The organism is Microbacterium sp. 01T413_2 (genome assembly GCF_056398985.1).
On record NZ_JBFTQL010000002.1, the window covers coordinates 68,472 to 87,526 of the forward strand.

Annotated in this window: 17 protein-coding genes; 10 read left to right on the plus strand and 7 right to left on the minus strand. The window is 70.0% G+C overall.

Annotation, left to right across the window (positions count from 1 at the left end):
- Positions 1 to 34 precede the first annotated feature (34 nt).
- The 3 genes from hutH to hutI all read left to right on the plus strand — a co-directional run bounded on the left by hutH (position 35) and on the right by hutI (position 4,527).
- Positions 35 to 1,576 carry a histidine ammonia-lyase gene (gene hutH / locus AC1DMN_RS01600; RefSeq protein ID WP_440733678.1) on the plus strand — a complete coding sequence of 514 codons (1,542 nt, stop codon included), beginning with the start codon at positions 35 to 37 and terminating at the stop codon, positions 1,574 to 1,576.
- Complete coding sequence (gene hutU / locus AC1DMN_RS01605) at positions 1,569 to 3,260, plus strand: urocanate hydratase (RefSeq protein ID WP_477229496.1); 1,692 nt, start codon at positions 1,569 to 1,571, stop codon at positions 3,258 to 3,260. The genes hutH and hutU overlap by 8 nt, the downstream gene beginning before the upstream one ends.
- Positions 3,261 to 3,363: 103 nt before the next feature.
- On the plus strand, positions 3,364 to 4,527 hold the full coding sequence (gene hutI / locus AC1DMN_RS01610) for an imidazolonepropionase (RefSeq protein ID WP_477229495.1): 1,164 nt from the start codon (positions 3,364 to 3,366) through the stop codon (positions 4,525 to 4,527).
- A gap of 15 nt (positions 4,528 to 4,542) precedes the next feature.
- Here hutI and AC1DMN_RS01615 read toward each other — a convergent pair whose 3' ends face one another.
- From AC1DMN_RS01615 to AC1DMN_RS01630, 4 genes are all read right to left on the minus strand, one after another.
- The gene (locus AC1DMN_RS01615; protein WP_477229494.1) at positions 4,543 to 6,402 is read right to left on the minus strand and encodes a glycogen debranching N-terminal domain-containing protein; all 1,860 of its coding nucleotides are present in this window, start codon (positions 6,400 to 6,402) and stop codon (positions 4,543 to 4,545) included.
- A 135-nt stretch (positions 6,403 to 6,537) separates the two neighbouring features.
- The gene (locus tag AC1DMN_RS01620) at positions 6,538 to 7,416 is read right to left on the minus strand and encodes a carbohydrate ABC transporter permease (protein WP_477229493.1); all 879 of its coding nucleotides are present in this window, start codon (positions 7,414 to 7,416) and stop codon (positions 6,538 to 6,540) included.
- Entirely contained in the window at positions 7,413 to 8,549 is a 1,137-nt protein-coding gene (locus tag AC1DMN_RS01625) for a carbohydrate ABC transporter permease (protein WP_477229492.1), read from the minus strand. The genes AC1DMN_RS01620 and AC1DMN_RS01625 overlap by 4 nt, the downstream gene beginning before the upstream one ends.
- A 2-nt stretch (positions 8,550 to 8,551) precedes the next feature.
- Positions 8,552 to 9,817 (minus strand): sugar ABC transporter substrate-binding protein, encoded by a 1,266-nt coding sequence (locus tag AC1DMN_RS01630; protein WP_440733673.1) that lies wholly within the window; start codon positions 9,815 to 9,817, stop codon positions 8,552 to 8,554.
- A gap of 176 nt (positions 9,818 to 9,993) precedes the next feature.
- Here AC1DMN_RS01630 and AC1DMN_RS01635 point away from each other — a divergent pair, with 176 nt between their 5' ends.
- Positions 9,994 to 10,989: a LacI family DNA-binding transcriptional regulator gene (locus AC1DMN_RS01635; RefSeq protein WP_441976384.1), complete on the plus strand. Its 996-nt coding sequence runs from the start codon at positions 9,994 to 9,996 to the stop codon at positions 10,987 to 10,989.
- A 53-nt stretch (positions 10,990 to 11,042) separates the two neighbouring features.
- Positions 11,043 to 11,690 (plus strand): SDR family oxidoreductase, encoded by a 648-nt coding sequence (locus AC1DMN_RS01640; protein ID WP_477229491.1) that lies wholly within the window; start codon positions 11,043 to 11,045, stop codon positions 11,688 to 11,690.
- Between the two features lie 13 nt (positions 11,691 to 11,703).
- On the opposite strand, the gene AC1DMN_RS01645 is transcribed toward AC1DMN_RS01640, so the two are convergent.
- From AC1DMN_RS01645 to AC1DMN_RS01655, 3 genes are all read right to left on the minus strand, one after another.
- Positions 11,704 to 12,078, minus strand: a complete 375-nt coding sequence (locus tag AC1DMN_RS01645) for a YrdB family protein (protein ID WP_441976383.1) — start codon at positions 12,076 to 12,078, stop codon at positions 11,704 to 11,706.
- Between the two features lie 7 nt (positions 12,079 to 12,085).
- Positions 12,086 to 12,988 (minus strand): agmatinase family protein, encoded by a 903-nt coding sequence (locus tag AC1DMN_RS01650; RefSeq protein ID WP_441976382.1) that lies wholly within the window; start codon positions 12,986 to 12,988, stop codon positions 12,086 to 12,088.
- A gap of 134 nt (positions 12,989 to 13,122) precedes the next feature.
- On the minus strand, positions 13,123 to 14,397 hold the full coding sequence (locus AC1DMN_RS01655) for a DUF445 domain-containing protein (RefSeq protein WP_440733667.1): 1,275 nt from the start codon (positions 14,395 to 14,397) through the stop codon (positions 13,123 to 13,125).
- A gap of 52 nt (positions 14,398 to 14,449) precedes the next feature.
- On the opposite strand from AC1DMN_RS01655, the gene AC1DMN_RS01660 reads away from it, so the two are divergent.
- From AC1DMN_RS01660 to AC1DMN_RS01680, 5 genes are all read left to right on the plus strand, one after another.
- Positions 14,450 to 14,722, plus strand: coding sequence for a metal-sensitive transcriptional regulator (locus AC1DMN_RS01660; protein WP_440733666.1), 273 nt, complete (start codon positions 14,450 to 14,452; stop codon positions 14,720 to 14,722).
- 158 nt (positions 14,723 to 14,880) lie between these two features.
- Entirely contained in the window at positions 14,881 to 16,041 is a 1,161-nt protein-coding gene (locus tag AC1DMN_RS01665) for an ABC transporter ATP-binding protein (RefSeq protein WP_477383866.1), read from the plus strand.
- Positions 16,041 to 17,234, plus strand: coding sequence for an extracellular solute-binding protein (locus AC1DMN_RS01670; protein ID WP_477229489.1), 1,194 nt, complete (start codon positions 16,041 to 16,043; stop codon positions 17,232 to 17,234). Before AC1DMN_RS01665 ends, AC1DMN_RS01670 begins: the two co-directional genes overlap by 1 nt.
- Complete coding sequence (locus tag AC1DMN_RS01675) at positions 17,227 to 18,117, plus strand: ABC transporter permease (RefSeq protein ID WP_477229488.1); 891 nt, start codon at positions 17,227 to 17,229, stop codon at positions 18,115 to 18,117. Before AC1DMN_RS01670 ends, AC1DMN_RS01675 begins: the two co-directional genes overlap by 8 nt.
- Positions 18,114 to 19,037 carry an ABC transporter permease gene (locus tag AC1DMN_RS01680; protein ID WP_233311385.1) on the plus strand — a complete coding sequence of 308 codons (924 nt, stop codon included), beginning with the start codon at positions 18,114 to 18,116 and terminating at the stop codon, positions 19,035 to 19,037. The genes AC1DMN_RS01675 and AC1DMN_RS01680 overlap by 4 nt, the downstream gene beginning before the upstream one ends.
- Positions 19,038 to 19,055 lie beyond the last annotated feature (18 nt).

Here is a 19,055-nt window from a genome sequence, read left to right on the forward strand (position 1 = left end):
GTCCGAGCGGCGGCCGAGGGTGTGAAATCGTCTCATGCCCCACACTTCCCCCGTCACCATCGGTGCGGCGCCCCTGCGCCCCGAGGATGTCGTCTCCGTTGCCCGCTACCTTGCACCGGTCGTCATCGATGCCGGTGCGCTCGACCGCGTCGCCGCCTCCCGCGGCGTCATCGAAGGCATGGCCGCCGACCCCAAGCCGCATTACGGCGTCTCGACGGGCTTCGGCGCCCTCGCCACGACCTTCATCGCCCCCGAGCGTCGCCGCCAGCTGCAGCTCAGCCTGATCCGCTCGCACGCGGCCGGCACCGGACCCGAGGTCGAGACCGAGGTGGTCCGCGGCCTGCAGCTGCTGCGCCTGCAGACGCTCGCGTCCGGCCACACCGGCGTGCGCCCCGTCGTCGTCGAGACCTACGCCGCGATGCTCAACGCCGGCATCACCCCGATCGTCCGCGAATACGGCTCGCTGGGCTGCTCGGGCGACCTGGCCCCGCTCGCCCACGTGGCGCTCGCCAGCATGGGCGAGGGCGACGTCCGCAACGCCGCCGGCGATCTCGTCCCGGCCGCCGACGCGCTCGCCGCCGCCGGCATCGCGCCCCTCGAACTGCAGGAGAAGGAGGGCCTCGCCCTCATCAACGGCACCGACGGCATGCTCGGCATGCTGTCGCTCGCGCTGCACGACCTCGACAACCTCTTCATCACCGCTGACATCTCGGCCGCGATGTCGATCGAGTCGCAACTCGGCACCGACGCGGTCTTCGCGAGCGATCTCATGGCGCTGCGCCCGCAGATCGGCCAGGCCGTCTCCGCCGCGCACCTGCGCGCCTTCCTCGGATCCTCCCCGATGGTCGCCAGCCACAAGGGTCCGGACGACGGCCGCGTACAGGACGCCTACTCGCTGCGCTGCTCGCCGCAGGTGCACGGTGCCGCCCGGGACACCGCGTCCTACGCCACCATGATCGCCGAGCGCGAGCTCGCGAGCGTCGTCGACAACCCCGTCGTCACCAGCGACGGCCGGATCGAGTCCAACGGCAACTTCCACGGCGCCCCCGTCGCGGCCGTGCTTGACTTCCTCGCGATCTCGGTCGCCGACGTGGCCTCGGTGGCCGAGCGCCGCACCGACCGTGCGCTCGACCCCGCGCGCAGCCACGGCCTGCCGCCGTTCCTCGCGGACGAGGTCGGCGTCGACTCCGGCCTGATGATCGCGCAGTACGCGGCCGCCGGCATCGTCTCCGAGCTCAAGCGCCTCGCCGTGCCGGCCTCGGTCGACTCGATCCCGTCCTCCGCGATGCAGGAGGACCACGTCTCGATGGGCTGGGCCGCGGCCCGCAAGCTCCGTCGCGCGATCGACGGCCTCGGCCGCGTGCTCGCGATCGAGATCCTCACCGGCGCCCGCGCGCTCGACCTGCGCGCGCCGCTCGAGGCCGGACCCGCCACCGGCGCCGTCCGCGACCTCGTCCGCACCGTGGCCGGCGGCCCCGGTCCGGACCGATTCCTCAGCCCTGACATGGAGGCCGTGACTGCGCTCGTGCAGTCCGGCCAGATCGCTGCGATTGCGAAGGAGCACGCGAATGACTGACACCACCACCACCACTGCCGGCCTGACCCTGTCGGACCCGACTCGTTCGATCCGCGCACCCCGCGGCAACCAGCGCACCGCGAAGAGCTGGGGCGCCGAGGCTGCCAAGCGCATGCTCATGAACAACCTCGATCCCGAGGTCGCCGAGCACCCCGAGGACCTCGTGGTCTACGGCGGCACCGGCCGCGCTGCGCGCAGCTGGGAGGCCTACGACGCGATCGTGCGCACCCTCGACGAGCTTGAGCCCGACGAGACCCTGCTCGTGCAGTCCGGCAAGCCGGTTGGCGTGTTCCGCACGCACGAGTGGGCGCCGCGCGTGCTCATCGCCAACTCCAACCTGGTCGGCGACTGGGCGACCTGGCCCGAGTTCCGCAAGCTCGAGGCCGAGGGCCTGATGATGTACGGCCAGATGACGGCCGGATCCTGGATCTACATCGGATCCCAGGGCATCCTGCAGGGCACCTACGAGACGTTCGCCGCGGTCGCGCGCTCGCTCGGCAAGGAGTCGCTCAAGGGCACTCTGTCGCTCACCGGCGGCGCCGGCGGCATGGGCGGCGCGCAGCCGCTCGCCGTCACGCTGAACGACGGCGCGTGCCTGATCGTGGACGTGGACGAGTCGCGTCTCGCGCGCCGCGTCGACCACGGCTACCTGGACGTGTACTACACCGACCTCGACGAGGCCATCGCCCGCGCCGTCGCCGCCAAGGACTCCGGTGAGGCGCTCTCCGTCGGCATCGTCGGCAACGCCGCCGAGGTCTTCCCCGAGCTGTTCCGCCGCGGCGTGCCGATCGACATCGTGACCGACCAGACCAGCGCGCACGACCCGCTCGCCTACCTGCCCATCGGCATCTCGGTGGAGGACTGGAAGGCCGAGGCCGAGCGCGACCCCGAGGAGTTCACCCGCCGTTCGCGCGAGGCCATGGCCGCGCACGTCCGGGCGATGGTCGCGTTCCAGGACGCGGGCGCCGCGGTGTTCGACTACGGCAACTCGATCCGTGCCGAAGCGGTCCTCGGCGGCTTCGACCGCGCATTCGAGTTCCCCGGCTTCGTGCCGGCGTACATCCGTCCGCAGTTCGAAGAGGGCCGCGGCCCGTTCCGCTGGGCTGCGCTCTCGGGCGACCCGGAGGACATCTACAAGACCGACCGCGCCATCGCCGAGCTTTTCCCGGAGGACGCCGCCCTGCACCGCTGGCTGGAGAAGGCCGGCGAGAAGGTGCACTTCGAAGGACTCCCCGCGCGCATCTGCTGGCTGGGCTACAAGGAGCGGCACCTGGCGGGCCTGAAGTTCAACGAGATGGTCGCCTCGGGCGAGCTGTCCGCCCCGATCGTCATCGGCCGCGACCACCTCGACTCCGGCTCCGTCGCCAGCCCGTACCGCGAGACCGAGGCCATGAAGGACGGATCCGACGCGATCGCCGACTGGCCGCTGCTCAACGCGCTGCTGAACACGTCCTCGGGCGCGAGCTGGGTGTCGCTGCACCACGGCGGCGGCGTCGGCATCGGCCGCTCCATCCACGCCGGTCAGGTGACCGTCGCCGACGGATCCGCGCTGGCCGCCGAGAAGCTCGAGCGCGTGCTCACCAACGACCCGGGCACCGGCGTGATGCGTCACGTCGACGCCGGCTACGACCACGCGAAGGACATCGCGCGCGAGCGCGGCCTCAAGGTCCCGATGGGGCTCTGAGCGGTTCCGACCCACATCACGCGTCCCGCCTTGTGCCGGTCCCTGAGCTTGTCGAAGGGCCCGGCACAAGGCGGGACGCACCACTCTGCGGAAGGCTGAGGACATGCGGATCCTGATCACCAACATCGGCGAGCTCACGACGAACGTCGCGGACGGCGACGACCTCTGCGGCACCCTGCACGACGCCGCCGTGCTCATCGAGGGCGAGCGGGTCGCCTGGGTCGGCTCGGCGGCCGACGCGCCGGCGGCCGACGAGATCGTGGACGCGGAGGGCCGCGCTGTGATCCCCGGCTTCGTGGACAGCCACAGCCACCTCGTCTTCGGCGGCGACCGCGCTGCCGAGTTCGAGGCGCGGATGCAGGGGCAGAAGTATGCCGCCGGCGGCATCCGATCGACCGTGGCCGCCACACGCGCGGCGACCGACGACGAACTGCGGATCCGCCTGCGCGGTTTCCTCGACGAGATGCTCGCGCAGGGCACCACCACCGTCGAGATCAAGAGCGGCTACGGCCTCGACGTCGCGACCGAGCAGCGCCTCGTGCGCCTCGCCGCGGAGGTCACCCGCGAGGTCACCTTCCTCGGCGCGCACGTCGTGCCGGCCGAGTACGCCGACCGCGGCGACGACTACGTCGACCTCGTGGTCGGCGAGATGCTCGACGCCTGCGCCCCGCACGCCAAGTGGATCGACGTGTTCTGTGAGACCGGCGCGTTCACCGTGCCGCAGTCCCGCCGGGTGCTGGAGGCCGGCATCGCCCGCGGCCTGCAGCCGCGCGTGCACGCGAGCCAGCTGGGTCCGGGCGAGGGCGTGCAGCTCGCGGTCGAGCTCGGTGCGGCCTCGATCGACCATGGCACCTACCTGACCGACACGGACGTGGCTGCGCTCGCGGGATCCGACACGGTCCTCACCCTGCTGCCCGGCGTGGAGTTCTCCACCCGGCAGCCCTATCCGGATGCGCGCCGGCTCATCGACGCCGGCGTCACCGTGGCGCTCGCCTGCGACACCAATCCCGGGTCGAGCTTCACCTCGTCCATGCCGTTCTGCATCGCCGTCGCCGTGCGCGACATGCGCATGACCGTCGCCGAGGCGATCCACGCGGCGACCGCCGGGGGAGCCGCGGCCCTGCGCCGCACAGACATCGGCCGCATCGCCCCCGGCGGTTGCGCCGACCTCGTGCTGCTGAAGAGCCCGAGCCGGGTGCACCTCGCGTACCGCCCGGGTGTGCCGCTGGTCGACGCGGTGTGGAAGGACGGCGTGCGCGCGGTCTGATCCTCCCCGTAGGACTCAGCCCAACACGTCCGCGCACACGGCGGCCGCTGCGGCGGACCATGCCTGCGGACGGCAGGATGCCGGGTACGGCACGGGGGTGACGCCGAGCACACGGGCGTCTCCTGCATGCAATTCGGGCATCCGGTAGCCGAACCCCTCGGCGGCGTCCACGAGCTGCTGCGCGATGTCGGCGGCCTCGGCCCGCAGACCCGCTCGCAGCAATCCGTGCACGGCGATCGCGGTGTCGTGCGCCCAGACGCTGCCGCCGTGGTAGCTCAACGGCCAGAATCCCGCCGCCCCCGACGACATCGTGCGGATCCCGAACCCGCTCGACATCGAGTCGCCGAGCAGCAGCGCCGCGCAGGCGCGCTCCTCGTCGGGATCCAGCAGGCCGGTGCCGATCAGGTGCCCGATGTTGCTCGTGAGCGAATCGACCGCGGCGCCGTGGGCGTCCAGAGCGATCGCGGGATAGCGGCCCTCGGGCGTGGTCACCCAGAACGCGGTGCGGAACCGGGTGCGGAGATCCACCGCCCAGGCGCGCAGTGCGTTCCCGCCGTCCTCGCCGAGCGCATCGAGCAGGCCGGCGCCGCGCACCGCCGCCTCGTAGGCGTACGCCTGCACCTCGCTGAGAGCGATGGGACCCTCGGCGAGGCGCCCGTCGCGCCACTGGATCGAGTCGCCGGAGTCCTTCCAGCCCTGGTTCGCGAGGCCGTGCCCGGTCTCGTCGACGTAGTCGATGAACCCGGATCCGCTCGCGTCGCCGTGGTCGATCATCCAGGCCAGCGCCGCTCGCAGATTCGGCAGCAGCTCGCGCACCTCCGCCTCGGGCATGCCCGCATCGCGAGCGTCGGCGAGCAGACACACCCAGAGCGGGGTGGCATCGACTGTGCCGTAGTACAGCGGGGGGAGGTGCACGCCCTCGCTCGGCAGCGACAGCGCACCGCTGCGCAGCTCGTGCGGGATCTTCCCTGGCGCCTCGGCCGTGGCCGGATCCTTCTTCGTGCCCTGCAGGCGGGCGAGCACCCGCAGCGTCGAGGCGGCGATCGCCGGATCCTGGCGGAGCGCGAGCCGCGCAGCCCAGATCGAGTCGCGGCCGAACAGGGTGAAGAACCACGGCGCCCCGGCGGCGTAGAAGGCGTCGTCCGGATGGGCGGGCAGGGCCAGGCGCAGTGCGGAGAGGTCGCCGGCAGCACGGTGCAGCCAGCGCCGCAGCCGCGGATCCCGGGTCTCGGGCACGGCAGGATAGGCGGGGGTGCCTGGCGAGGTGACGACAAGCGTCGGATCCTCGAGCGCCAGGTCGAAGGAGAAGCCCACCGCCGCGCGCGGCGGCAGCACGGCGGTCCAACGGATCACGAGGGCTTCCTCGGCCGTGATCGTCGCGTCCGGCGCGGTCAGGGCGAACGACCCGGTGCCCGAGGATGCGCGCTCGCCGTCCCAGCGCCATGCACCGGCGTCGGCGAGGCCCGCCTTGACGCGCTGCAGGGGCTCGAAGTCGGGCACGAGGCGCACGGTGACGTCGACCGGTACCGGAATCTCGCGGTGCGAGGAGATCCGGATCTCCTCCGAGACGCCGCCGGGGCGCACCGTGCGGGTGCGTTCGAGGCGCACCTTGGGGTCGGGCTGGTCGTCGTCGAGGCCGCGCAGCACGCTCGTGAACACGGCGCGCTGCGGGGACGGAGAGGACGACGCGATCGCTTCGATCGCGGTGCCGTCGACCGCGACCGTCAGCGACCGCACATGCCGGACGTCGCCGTGATAGACACCGTGGATGGGCGCGGAGCCCATGTCCCCGGTCTCGTCCGACCACACCTGAGTCGGCGCCTGGAGTGCGATGACGGCGTCGTTCAGGAGGGGCTGCAGCGGGGTGTCGGTCATGTGGCTCCTTCGTGAGGGGCGGGCGGGTGTGCGGGTGTGCGGTGGCCGGACGTTGATGAGGGCGGGTTCAGCGGAGGGGAGGAGAGGGCAGAGCCGGGCCTCCGCACGACGCGAGCATCGTGGGGGAGCGGGCGGTCACTCCTTCACCGCCCCGTCACTGGAGTTCATGATGCGCTTCTGGAACATGAAGAACATCACGGCCACGGGGATCGTCATGATGATCGCCGCCGCGAGCTTGAGCGGATACTGCCGACCCTGACTGAGCTGTCCGTTGGCGAGTTGCGCCACGCCCTTGGTGAGGGTGGTGAGCTCGGGGGACTGCGTCGACACGATGAAGTGGGCCAGCTCGTTCCAGGATCCCTGGAACGAAAGGATCACGATCGTGATCAGTGCGGGTCGTGCCATCGGCAGCACGACCGACCAGAACACCCGGAAGGTGCCCGCACCGTCGATCCGCGCCTGCTCCTCGACCGAGGCCGGGATCGACTCGAAGAAGTTCTTCATGATGAAGACCCCGGCAGCGTCCACGAGGAGCGGCAGGATCATGCCTGCGTAGGAGTCGTACATGCCGAGCGTGTTGATCACGAGGAACTTCGGGATCAGCAGCACCACGGTCGGCACGCTCATGACGGCGACGAGTCCGGCGAACACGGCGTTGCGCCCGCGGAAGCGGAGCCGGGCGAGCGCGTAGCCCGCGAGCGAGTTGAAGAAGACCCGGCCCGCCGTGACCACGATCGTGACGATCACGGAGTTCTTGAACCACGTGGGGAAGTCGCTGCGCAGGAACAACTGCGTGTAGGCCTCGGTCGTGAACGTCTGCGGCACGATCGCGAGCGGGTTCGTCGCCGCGTCCGGGTCTGTCTTGAAGCTCGTCGCGACCTGGATGAGGAAAGGGTAGATGTAGACGAGCGCGAGGGCGATGAGCAGCGCGTACAGGACCGAAGTGGAGGCGATCCGCACGGTGCCCCAGCGCCTGCGCCGAGCGACGAACGGGGCGGGAGCGGTGGCGGTCATCGCGGTGCTCCTTCACTCGTGGCGGGTGCTCGGTCGGCGGCGGCGCGTGCGGCGGCGCGTTGCGCGGCCTCCACGTACGGCCGGTTGCGGCGACGGGACACGGTTCGCTCGCGCAGCGCCCAGCGCTGCACGAGCGTGAAGACGATGATGATCACGAACAGGATGAACGCGATCGCGGCGCCCTGGCCCCATTCCTGGTTGATGAACGACGACTGGTACGACTGGTATGCGGGCGTGATCGTCGTCTTCGCCGGCTGGCCGCGGGTGCCGGTGTAGATCTGGTCGAAGATCTGCCAGCAGCCGATGAGTCCGAGCGTGAGGACGGTGAACAGCGTGGGCCGCAGCTGCGGGAGCGTGACCCGCCAGAACCGCTGCCATCCGTTCGCGCCATCCATCATTGCCGCCTCCTGCACCTCGCCGGAGATGTTCTGCAGTGCGGCGAGGAACAGCAGCATGAAGGTTCCGCTCGTGGTGAAGATCGCCATGATGATGTAGACGCACATCGCGACGCTGGGGCCGCCGATCCAGTCCCAGTAGGAGACGCCGAGGAAGTGGTTCTCCGTCAAGGCCGCAGGGCCGGACGAGGCGCCGAAATGCAGGATCCCGGATGGGTCGTTGAGCCAGTTCGGTCCGTTGATCCCGAGCCAGCCGAGCGCGGCGTTCACGGCCCCCGTGGTGGAGAACAGGAACAGGAAAAGGACCGTGATCGCGACGGAACTCGTCACCGACGGGAAGTAGAACGCGGTGCGGAAGAACCCGCGGCCCTTGAGGATCTGCCGGTTGACGAGCACGGCGAGGAAGAGGCTCAGCGCGGTCTGGCACGGCACCACGAGGATCACGTACCAGGCGTTGTTCTTCAGGCTCATGCCGAAGTCGGCCTCGGCGAGGCCGCCGCCGAGCAGCAGGGCGGCGTAGTTCTTCAGACCCACGAACGAGACGCCGCCGGAGAAGGGCGAGCCGCGCCCGCCCCAGTCGCTCACGCTCACCCAGAGCGCCATGAGCACGGGCACGACCAGGAACAGGCCGAGCAGGATCAGCATCGGGGCGGTGAACAGCCACCCCGATGCGGTCTCACCGCGCCGCAGTCCAGGGTGGGACGCGGGACGGTGAGACCGCACGGTGGAGGAGGCCATGATTACTTGGTCAGGGCTTCCAGGTTCTTCTGCGTGGCGTCGAGGATCGCCTTCGGGTCGCCCGTCGCGAGCGATCCGAGCTTGCCGTTGAAGTCGGTCACGACGTCGCTGGCGCCCTTGGCGGTCGGCACGCCCTGGGCGTAGTCCGCCCCGTTCAGGAACGGCACGAGAGCGGCATTGTCCTTCTTCCACGCATCTGCGGCGGAGGCGATCGACGGCATCGGGCCGAAGGCCTTCGAGAACGCGAGCTGGCTGTCCGCGCTGGTCAGGTGCTCGACGAGGTCGAGGGCGGCCTTCTGGTTCTTGCTGTCGGCCGAGATGCCCCAGCAGTTCGTGAACTGCAGCGTGCCCTTCTTGCCGTCGGGGCCTGCGGGCAGCTCGACCGCCTTGTACTTCACGGTGGGGTAATCGTTCGTCATCGCACCGGTGATCCAGTTGCCCTCCACGACCATCGCGGCCTTCTGGGTGCCGAACGCCTCGCCGCCCCAGCCGGATCCGAGGTCGGCGGCGAACTTCATCGAGCCGTCGCCGAGCAGGCCCTTGAGGTAGTCGAGCGCCTTCACGTTGCCCTCGGCGTCGGCGGTGGCCTTGGTGGAGTCGGCGTTCATCAGCCCTCCGCCGGCGGCGACCATGAAGGCGCCGACGCGCGCGTACTCACCGCTCATCGACAGGCCGACATGGCCGTCGGCGGTGAGCTTCTTCGAGACGGCAGCGAGCTCATCCCAGGTCTTGGGGACGTCGGCATCCGTGAGGCCGGCCTTCGTCCACATGTCGGTGTTGATCACGAGCTGCAGCGTCGAGAAGTCCTTTGGTGCGCAGTACAGCTGGCCGTCGTAGGTGAACGACTTCAGCAGGCTCGGGTAGAAGTCGTCCTTGTTCTTGAGCAGATCGCCGTACGCGAGCAGGGATCCGTTCGAGGCGTATCCGGCCAGGGCGTCGGTGGACTGGTAGAAGACGTCGGCAGGGGAGCCGGACGCGAAGCCCTGTGACAGCTGCTGGTTCAGGTCGCTCGCCGCGGTCACGGTGGCCTTGACGCCCGAGGTCTTCGACCACGCGGACACGGCGTCGTTCACGGCCTTGGTCTCCGCGTCGCCGGAGGATCCGATGAGGATGTTCAGCGGCTTGTCGGACGATGTGAGCTTCGAGGATCCGGTGCTGCTGCCGGCGTCGCCGCCGGAGAATCCCGAACCGCAGCCGGTGAGTGCGATCGCGCCGGCGAGGACGAGGGCTCCGGCCCCGATCGCGGCGCGCGTGCTGTGCCGTGTCATGTCTCTTCTCCCTTGATGAGCATCCGTGATGATGTGTGCTTCTCGGCGACGACGGAGGCCGTCCCAAGAATTTGAACGATCAAACTCTGTGTCGAATACGCTAGGCGGCAGGGGCGCAGGGTGTCAAGGTGGGAAGGTGGTCCCGGATCCCGTGAAGAATCCGGGGAGGGAGAGACATGGCCAGGACGCCGACCGTCGAGGATGTGGCGGAGCGCGCCGGGGTGTCGCGGCAGACGGTGTCGAACGTGCTGAACACCCCGGCGATCGTGAAGCCCGCCACGCGCGAGCGCGTGCAGCAGGCGATCGTCGAGCTGGGCTATCGCCGGCATGCGGCGGCCCGGCAGCTGCGCACCCGCCGCAGCTCCACGATCGGCATCCACCTGGATCCCTACGTCGGTGGCGTCTCCGGCGTAGTCCTGGACCGTTTCGTGCACGCCCTCACCGAGCGCGCCAGCGAGCGCGGCATGCGCATGCTCGTCTACGCCGCCCGGACCGCGGACGATGAGATCGCTCGCCTCGCCGAACTCTGGGAGGGCTCCGAGATCGACGCCGCCATCATCACCGGCACCTTCCACGGCGACCCGCGCACGCGCTGGCTCGGTGAAGCGCGGCTGCCCTTCGTCGCGTTCGGCCGCCCCTGGGGCGAGGACGACCTCGCCGCGCCCGAGCATCTCTGGGTCGACGTCGACGGCGCCGCGGGCACGCGGGCGGCGACCGAGCACGCCCTCGGCTTCGGCCCGAGGGTCGCGTTCCTCGGCTGGCCGACGGGGTCGGGCACCGGCGACGATCGGGAGCGCGGCTGGCGTGAGGCGATGGCCGCGGCCGGGGCCGTGGGGCCGCGCTGGACGAGCGAGGAGGACGTCGCTCTGGCGCGAGCCGTCGTGGCCGCCGCGAGCGCGGACGTGGACGCCGTGGTCTGTGCGAGTGACTCCCTCGCGATCGGCGCGCTCCTCGCGGAGACCGGCAGGTCCGCACGGGTGCCGGTGATCGGGTTCGACAACACGCCGACCGCGGAGGCGCTCGGCTTCTCGAGCGTCGAGCAGCGTCCCGAGGACGTCGCAGCCGCGACCTTGGAACTGCTCATGGGGCCGACCGGCGAGACGGTCACTCCGCGGGACGTTCTGGCGGGCACGGCGCACGCGCTGATCGAGCCGCGTCTGGTCGTGCGCTGAGCGGATCCGGATCGAGCGACCCGTTCTCTCTGGTTCGGGCTTAGCGTGGACGCATGGCACGGATCCTGATCTTCGGCGGCCACGGCAAGGTCGCCCTTCTCCTCGAACCCCTCCTCACGGCGCGCGGCGAGCAGGTGACCGCGGTGATCCGCGACGCCGCGCAGATCGACGACCTGCGTGCGACAGGGGCGGATCCCGTGGTCTTCGACGTCGAGTCGGCGTCGAAGGAGGCGATGGCGACGCTGATCGCCGGGCACGACGCCATCGTCTGGTCGGCCGGAGCCGGCGGCGGCTCGGCGGAGCGCACCCGGGCCGTCGACCTCGACGCCGCCGTCCGGTCCATGGACGCGGCCGCCGACGCGGGCGTCGCACGGTACGTGATGGTGTCGTACTTCGGATCCTCGCCCGAGCACGGCATACCCGCGACGGACTCGTTCTTCGCGTATGCCGAGGCGAAGGCGGCGGCCGATGAGGCGCTGCGCGCGTCCGGACTGGAGTGGACCGTGCTCGCGCCGAGCCGGCTCACGCTGGAGGAGCCGACGGGGCGGATCGACGCCACATCGGAGGCCTCGGGCAGCGTATCCCGCGCCGATGTCGCGCACGTCATCGCGCAGACGCTGCTCGAGCCGGCGACCATACGCCGCACGATCCGCTTCAACGAGGGAGACCGGCCGATCGACGAGGCGCTGCGCGAACTCTGAGCGCGCGCTGCGCTCAGTCGCGGTTGAGCACGGCCAGGGCGATCCTGTCCAGCGCCCACGCGGCGAAGAGCGCGACCCCGGCGATGCCGAGCCCGCTCGCCCAGAGCGCCGCTCCCACGGCGCCGAAGAGCGCGGTCTCCAGGAGCACCCGGCCCGCGGGACGGATGCCGAAGCGCGCCTTGGGAGACAGCAGCAGGCCCCAGACGACCGCCAGTACGACGATCGTCACGATGGCGCCCACCCACCCCGGCCAGCCGGGAAGGAGTCGCACTGCGGCGACCGCGGCACCGGCCAGCAGCGCGAGCTCGAGCAGGAACCGCAACCCCAGGGCGGTGCGCAGGGCGGGACCGCCATCGAGGAACGGATCGCGTGCGGGACGGTCGGTCATCGGCGGATCAGCCTCGGCCGGCCAGCGCGGCCAGCAGTTCCAGCACGCACAGTGCGGCGAGGCGCACGGTGCGCGCATCCTCGTCATCGGCGGTGGCATCCACCTCGGCGATGTCGGCGCTGACCACGCGCGGGTCGGAGGCGATGCCCCGCACCAGGGCCCGCAGCTCCCAGGCCGCGAATCCGCCGGGCACGCTCGCCGGGCATCCCGGGGTCGCTGCGCGGTCGCAGGCGTCCACGTCGATATCGAGGTGCACGCGTGAGGCGTCTCCGGCGCCGGCGATCTCCACCGCCTCGGCCACGACGTCGTCGATCCCGCGGCGGCGCACCTCGTCCAGGGTGATCACGCGGATGCCCCAGTCCGCGGCACGCTGGGCGTAGGCGGCGGAGTTCGCGAAGTCCGCGATCCCGATCTGGACGATCCGGTGCGGATCGATCGCGGATCCGTCCGGAGCGTCCTCGACGAGCCGACGCACGGGCGAGCCGTTGGACACCCCGTCGCGCAGGTCGAAGTGCGCATCGATCGTGATGAGGCCTGTGGACCCGGATCCGAGCGCGACAGGGTACGTGAGGGAGTTGTCCCCGCCGAGCGCGATCACGAGGCGCGATGCCGCGGACAGCTCGGACACGCGCGCGATCGCCCGAGCCACGCCCTCGTCACCGTCCGGCTCGTGCACGTCCCCGGCGTCGGCGATCTGCAGTACGGCGTTGAGATCGACCACGGGCGGACCCATCAGGGTCGGGCTGTAGCGGCGCAGCGCGTCGCGGATCGCGGCGGGCGTCGCGTGCGCGCCGGTCGGCGAGAGCGAGGTCCGCCAGGTCGGAACGCCCAGCAGGACGGCGTCGGCGTGCGTGCCGAACGCGGGCCAGTCGCCTCCACGGGGCCAGAGGGGATCGTGCGACAGTGCCATGAGGAGTCCCTTCCCGGACGCGCGGTCGCATCCGCTGTCCAGAGTGCCACTCGTCGGGATCCGCACTGCCGTGCCGGGCTGCGTAGTGTCTGAGAACCGAGACAGGGCGAGTGGTCTATACGTCGCGAGCGGGGCTACACGGGGATGACGGCGTGCGCCACCGCGAAGATCGCGAGCCCGGCGAGCGCTCCGACCACGGTGCCGTTCAGGCGGATGTACTGCAGATCGCGGCCGACCATGAGCTCGATCTTCTCCGTGGTCTCGGCCGGATCCCATCGCTCCACGGTGTCGGTGATGATCGAGGCGATGTCGTGCCGGTAGCGGTCGACGAGGAACACCGCGGCGTCCGTGACCCAGCCGTCCACACGGTGCTGCAGCGGGTCCTCGGTGGCCAGGCGATCGCCGAGCTCGCCGATCGCCACGGCGGCGCGACGGCGCAGCCCGCTCTCCGGATCCGCGAGCGCCGACAGCAGCCCGGTCTTCGCCGCGTTCCACGCCTCGGCGGCCAAGGCGCCCACACGCGGGCTGTCGAACAGGGCCGCCTTGGCGTTCTCCAGGCGCGCCCGCGTGGCGGAGTCGTGCTGCAGGTTGTTCGCCAGGCGGGCGAGGTATCCGTCCAGCGCGCGTCGGGCGGGATGGCGCGGATCGGCCTGCACCGCTCGCACGAACCGCACGGCCTCGTTGTAGGCGGCCTCGTCCACGAAGCGGTGGGCCAGCCGTGGCACCCATCCCGGCAGCCGGCGCGAGAGGAGACCCTGGAACGCTGCGGCGTTGCCATCCAGCCAGGTCGCGATGCTGTCGACGGCGAGGTCCACGGCGTCGCGATGGGCGTCGGCTTCGACGATGCGCTGCAGCCAGGCCCCCGCCGGCGTGCCCCACTCCGGTTCGACCAGATGCTCGCGCGCGAGTTCCGCAATCACGCTCTGCACGTCGTCGTCGCTGAGGGCGCGCAGCACAGCGGAGGCGATGGTGGATCCCTCTGTCGCAACCCGTTCCGCATGTGCGGGTACGCGCAGCCAGGATCCGAGTCGCGCGGCGATGGAGGTCTCGGACAGTTTCGTACGCACGACCTCCGCGGAGAGGAAGTTGGTCTCGACGAACTCGCCGAGCGTGCGGCCGATCTCGTCCTTGCGGCTGGGGATGATCGCGGTGTGCGGGATCGGCAGTCCGAGCGGGCGGCGGAACAGGGCTGTCACGGCGAACCAGTCGGCCAGGGCGCCGACCATGCCGCCCTCCGCTGCCGCGCGTACATACTCCAGCCACGGATAGCGCTGCTGCAGCGAGAAGGCCACGACGAACGCGACCGCCATCACGCCGAGAGCGGCGAGGGCGACGGCCTTCATCTGCCGTAGGGCGCGCAGGCGCTCCAGATCCGCCGGGGACAGCAGTGCTTCACGGGCGCGCGCCATGCGCCCATCCTTGCAGAGCCCCACCCGCGAGGCGGGCGGTACTCTCTACCTCGTGATCGAAGACATCAAGAAGCGCGCCCTGCACCGCACCAGCATCCTCGAGGGGCAGCTCCGCGGCGTCGCGAAGATGATCGAGGGCGAGGAGTACTGCATGGACATCATCACGCAGTCCCGCGCCATCCAGCGCTCTCTCGAATCCCTCAACAAGCTGCTGCTGGAGAACCACCTGCGCACGCACGTGGCGCACATGTTCGACGAGGGCGGCGAGCAGCGCGAGCAGGCCATCGAGGAGCTCCTGAAGGCGTTCGACTTCCAGGCGAAGTAGCTCGCGCGAAACGACACCGAAACACGCATATTCGTTGATAGGCATCCAATAGACAACGAATATCGTCGTCGGAATCCAGTGAACCTACGTTTTCCTCTGTACTGAGCGCAGATCCTGTGCCAGACTCTCCGCAGCGAAGAACTCACTGTGGAGGTTCCATGAGCGGTCCCATGTCCGTACCTGCTCAGAGCACGACCGATGCGCCCACCGGCGGCGTCGAGATCTCTGGCGTCACCAAGTACTACGGTGAGGCGACGGCCGTCGACCGGCTGTCGCTGTCGATCCGGCCGGGGGAGTTCCTCTCCCTTCTCGGTCCCTCGGGATGCGGCAAGACCACGACCCTGCGCATGATCGCGGGCTTCGAGCACCCCGACGAGGGCGACATCCGCCTGAGCGGCCGGAGCGTCCTCGGCCTTCCCCCGCACAAGCGGGAGGTGAACACGGTCTTCCAGGCGTACGCGCTGTTCCCGCACATGACGGTGGCGGAGAACGTCGCTTACGGACTGCAGCAGCGCGGAGTGCCTAAGGCCGAGCAGCGCGAACGCGTGGCCGAGGCCCTCGACATGGTGCAACTGCGCCGCTTCGCGGACCGCAAGCCCACCCAGCTGAGTGGCGGGCAGCAGCAGCGCATCGCACTGTCCCGTGCCCTGATCAATCGTCCCAGCGTGCTGCTGCTGGATGAGCCGCTTGCGGCCCTCGACCGCCAGTTGCGCGAGGAGATGCAGCTCGAGCTGAAGCTGCTGCAGTCGCGGCTCGGCACGACCTTCGTGTTCGTCACGCACGATCAGGCGGAAGCGCTGTCGATGAGCGACCGGATCGCGGTGATGCGTGCGGGGCGGATCGAGCAGCTCGCCGCCCCCGCCGACATCTACGCCGAGCCGGCCTCGGCCTACGTGGCATCGTTCATCGGCCAGCAGAACTTCCTGCACGGGACGGTACTCGGCGGCGACGCCGTCGACACCTTCGCAGGAACCGTGTACGGACGCTGGGGCGGGGAGCAGAGCGCGCCGGGATCCTCCGCTGTCGCCGCGATCCGCCCGGAGTTCGTGCGGCTCGCTCCTGCGGGACGTGCGGACGAACCCGGCCTCGACGGCACCGTGCTGGGCGTCTCGCATCTGGGCGAGACCCTGCAGGTCGCCGTGGACGTGGGCCGCGAGCAGACCTTCCTGGTGCGGATCCCCGCTCCCGGCGCGCCGGCGGTGGCCGTCGGCGACGCTGTGCGCTGCACCTGGAGCGACGCCGACGTGCGCATCTTCGCCGGCGACGGGATCCCCGAGACGGCCACCCACGTGATCGCTCTGCCCAAGGAAGCGGCCTAATGGCGCACGGCGGCGCTCACGGCCAGCCCCCGGTGCGGGTGCTCGCGAACGCTCCCTCCGCACGCAAGATCGGTGCCGAGCTGACCCGGCGCGGCTTCCTCGCGACCGCGCTTGCGGCTTCCGGCGCCGTGCTGTTCACCGCCTGCGCCCCGCAGAAGGCGTCGGCGGCATCCCAGGCGAACGGCGGTCCGCTCGAGGACAAGCTCTCGATCTACACCTGGAGCGACTACGACGATCCGGATCTGCTGAGCGCCTTCACGAAGAAGAAGGGGCCGAAGATCGTCGTCGACGCGTTCAACTCGAACGAGGAGCTCGTCGCGAAGCTGGTCGCCGCACGCGGCACGTCGGGCTACGACATCGTCGTCCCGACGGGTCCGTTCATCCTCCCCATGGCCGAGAACGGTCTCCTGGAGCGGCTGAACCTCGACCTGATCCCGAACTTCCAGACGATGAACCCCCACTTCATCCACCGCACGTTCGATCCGAAGAACGAGTACTCGATCTGCAAGGCATGGGGCACGACGGGCTTCGCCTACGACAAGACCGTGATCAAGCGGGAACTGACCGGGTGGGCCGACTTCATCGATGCGGCGCAGAACGAGGCCTCCGGGAAGACCTCCCTCCTCGATGACCCGGCGCCCATGTGCGGCATCTACTTCTGGTCCCACGGGATCGACTGGAACACGACGGACGAGAAGCACCTCGCGGACTGCGAAGCGTTCATGACGAAGGAGATCGCCCCGCATGTGATCTCCTTCGACTCCGCACCCGGCGGACAGATCATCCCGCAGGCGACCGCGGCGCTCGTGCAGGTGTACAACGGCGACGCGCGCACCGGGATCGCGGCGTCGAAGAATCCGGAGCGCTGGCAGTGGGTGCTGGGTGCCCCGGCGACCGAGATCTGGATGGACAACTGGTCGATCGCCAAGGGGGCGCCGCACCCCGAGGCGGCGCACGCTTTCATCAACTTCATCATCGCGCCGGACGTGCAGGTGAAGCAGATGGACTACATCGGCTACGACACCGGCGTCGAGGGCAATCAGCAGCGGGCCGAGGAGGCGGGATTGGAGAACCTCGACATGGTCTTCTTCACGGAGGAGCAGATCGCCACGATGCACGAGGGGAAGTTCACGAAGGCCCAGGAGCGGATCGTGGCGATCTGGAACGCGACGAAGGCGGCCGCCGGTGCGTAAGCTCAGGATCCGCTTCGGCCTGGCCCTGCCCGCCTGGGTGTGGCTGCTCGTCTTCTTCGTCGTCCCGATCGGCGTCGTGGTCTGGTACAGCTTCGGCTACAAGCCGAGCATCTTCTCGACCAACGCGAACGACAAGCTGTCCTTCGATCGCTACGTCGAGGCCCTCTCGCCCACCTTCTTCGCGACCTTTCAGAACACGCTCTGGGTCGGCATCGCCGGAACCGCCCTGTGCCTGATCATCGGCGCTCCCGTCGCGTACTGGATCGCCGTCAAGTGTGCGCCGAGCCGGCGCGGGATGTTCCTCGCGCTCGTGATGGTGCCGTTCTGGACCAACTTCCTGGTGCGCACGATCGGCTGGCAGATCATCCTGGCGCCCGAGGGCTGGCTCTCGCACGCGCTGCAGTTCCTCGGCGTGATCCCGGGGCCCCTGGGGATCCTGAACACCCGCGGTGCGGTGCTGCTCGGCGTCGTCTACAACTATCTGCCGCTCATGATCCTGCCCCTGTTCGTGGCATTCGACCGGGTCAGCGGACCGCTGCGCGAGGCGAGCAAGGACCTCGGGGCCGGCAGTTGGCAGACGTTCTTCCGCGTGACGATCCCGCTCGCGCAGCCCGGCATCATCGCCGGGGTGCTGCTGGTCTACATCCCGCTCATGGGCGACTACATCACGGCGACCGTCCTGGGCGGCGCGAAGGGCAACATGGTCGGTCAGATCGTCGCCAGCCAGTTCCAGACCGCGCAGAACTGGGCGCTCGGATCCGCGATGGCCGTGCTGCTCATCCTCACGATCGCCCTGTCGATCGGGGTCATAGCGGCGATCGGCTGGCTCGTCACGATCCCCATCCGCCGCAGCTACCGACTGACGCTGGAGGACGCACGATGACCGTCGTCGCAGAACGCCCCGCCGAGCAGGCGGATCCGTCACCGTCCACGACCCGGGCGGGATCCGGTCGCCGTGCGAAGGCGCCGCGCAACGTCAGCCGCTGGCTGCTGCCGCTGTGGGCGACGCTGGTGTTCGTCTTCCTGTTCCTGCCGATCGCCGTCGTGATCGTCTACTCGTTCAATGTCGGCCGGCTGCTGATCTCGTGGGACCACTTCGGCTTCGACTCGTTCGCCGCGATCGTCACCAAGCCGGCCGTCCGCGACGCGGTGCTGGTCTCGCTGCGCACCGGCCTCATCGCCGCCGTGCTGGCGACGGCGCTGGGCACCCTCGCCGGCATCGCGATGGCGCGCACACCCGGCAAGTGGGTGCCGTGGTTCCTCGGCCTGCTGCTGCTGATCTCGGTCACGCCCGAGATCGTGGACGCGGTGGCGCTGCTGCCCTGGGTCGTGTTCCTCGGTCAGGATCTGGGGTTGTCGATCTTCAACGACGGCACCGTGCGCCTGGTGATCGGCCAGTCGCTGTTCTCCATCGCGATCGTGTCCTACATCGTGCGGGCACGCCTGGTGGGCCTCGACGCCAAGCTCGAGGAGGCGTCGGCGGATCTCTACGCCAAGCCGTTCACCACCTTCGCGAAGGTCACGCTGCCGCTCGCGATGCCGGCCGTCCTCGCGGGCTTCCTGCTCTCGTTCACGCTGGGGCTCGACAACACGATCGTCTCCGCCTTCGTGCAGGTCTCCGGCACCACGCCCTGGCCCGTGTACGTGCTGAGCGCGCTGCGCAGCGGCCTGCGCCCGGAGATCGCCGCAGTGTCCACGATCATGCTCGTGCTGACGCTCGGGGCGCTCGCGCTGGTGGCGCTGGTCCTGAAGAAGGCGGGCGATTCCGCCGCCGACATCGCTCGGACGATGGCGGGAGGCTGATCGGGGCGGCTAGCCTCG

Coding starts and splice junctions, on each gene's coding strand:
- AC1DMN_RS01640 (WP_477229491.1), top strand. CDS start 11,043: ATGGCACGGATCCTGATCTTCGGCGGCCACGGCAAGGTCGCCCTTCTC.
- hutI (WP_477229495.1), top strand. CDS start 3,364: ATGCGGATCCTGATCACCAACATCGGCGAGCTCACGACGAACGTCGCG.
- AC1DMN_RS01635 (WP_441976384.1), top strand. CDS start 9,994: ATGGCCAGGACGCCGACCGTCGAGGATGTGGCGGAGCGCGCCGGGGTG.
- AC1DMN_RS01665 (WP_477383866.1), top strand. CDS start 14,881: ATGAGCGGTCCCATGTCCGTACCTGCTCAGAGCACGACCGATGCGCCC.
- AC1DMN_RS01630 (WP_440733673.1), bottom strand. CDS start 9,817: ATGACACGGCACAGCACGCGCGCCGCGATCGGGGCCGGAGCCCTCGTC.
- AC1DMN_RS01680 (WP_233311385.1), top strand. CDS start 18,114: ATGACCGTCGTCGCAGAACGCCCCGCCGAGCAGGCGGATCCGTCACCG.
- hutU (WP_477229496.1), top strand. CDS start 1,569: ATGACTGACACCACCACCACCACTGCCGGCCTGACCCTGTCGGACCCG.
- AC1DMN_RS01645 (WP_441976383.1), bottom strand. CDS start 12,078: ATGACCGACCGTCCCGCACGCGATCCGTTCCTCGATGGCGGTCCCGCC.
- AC1DMN_RS01655 (WP_440733667.1), bottom strand. CDS start 14,397: ATGGCGCGCGCCCGTGAAGCACTGCTGTCCCCGGCGGATCTGGAGCGC.
- AC1DMN_RS01615 (WP_477229494.1), bottom strand. CDS start 6,402: ATGACCGACACCCCGCTGCAGCCCCTCCTGAACGACGCCGTCATCGCA.
- hutH (WP_440733678.1), top strand. CDS start 35: ATGCCCCACACTTCCCCCGTCACCATCGGTGCGGCGCCCCTGCGCCCC.
- AC1DMN_RS01625 (WP_477229492.1), bottom strand. CDS start 8,549: ATGGCCTCCTCCACCGTGCGGTCTCACCGTCCCGCGTCCCACCCTGGA.
- AC1DMN_RS01620 (WP_477229493.1), bottom strand. CDS start 7,416: ATGACCGCCACCGCTCCCGCCCCGTTCGTCGCTCGGCGCAGGCGCTGG.
- AC1DMN_RS01650 (WP_441976382.1), bottom strand. CDS start 12,988: ATGGCACTGTCGCACGATCCCCTCTGGCCCCGTGGAGGCGACTGGCCC.
- AC1DMN_RS01670 (WP_477229489.1), top strand. CDS start 16,041: ATGGCGCACGGCGGCGCTCACGGCCAGCCCCCGGTGCGGGTGCTCGCG.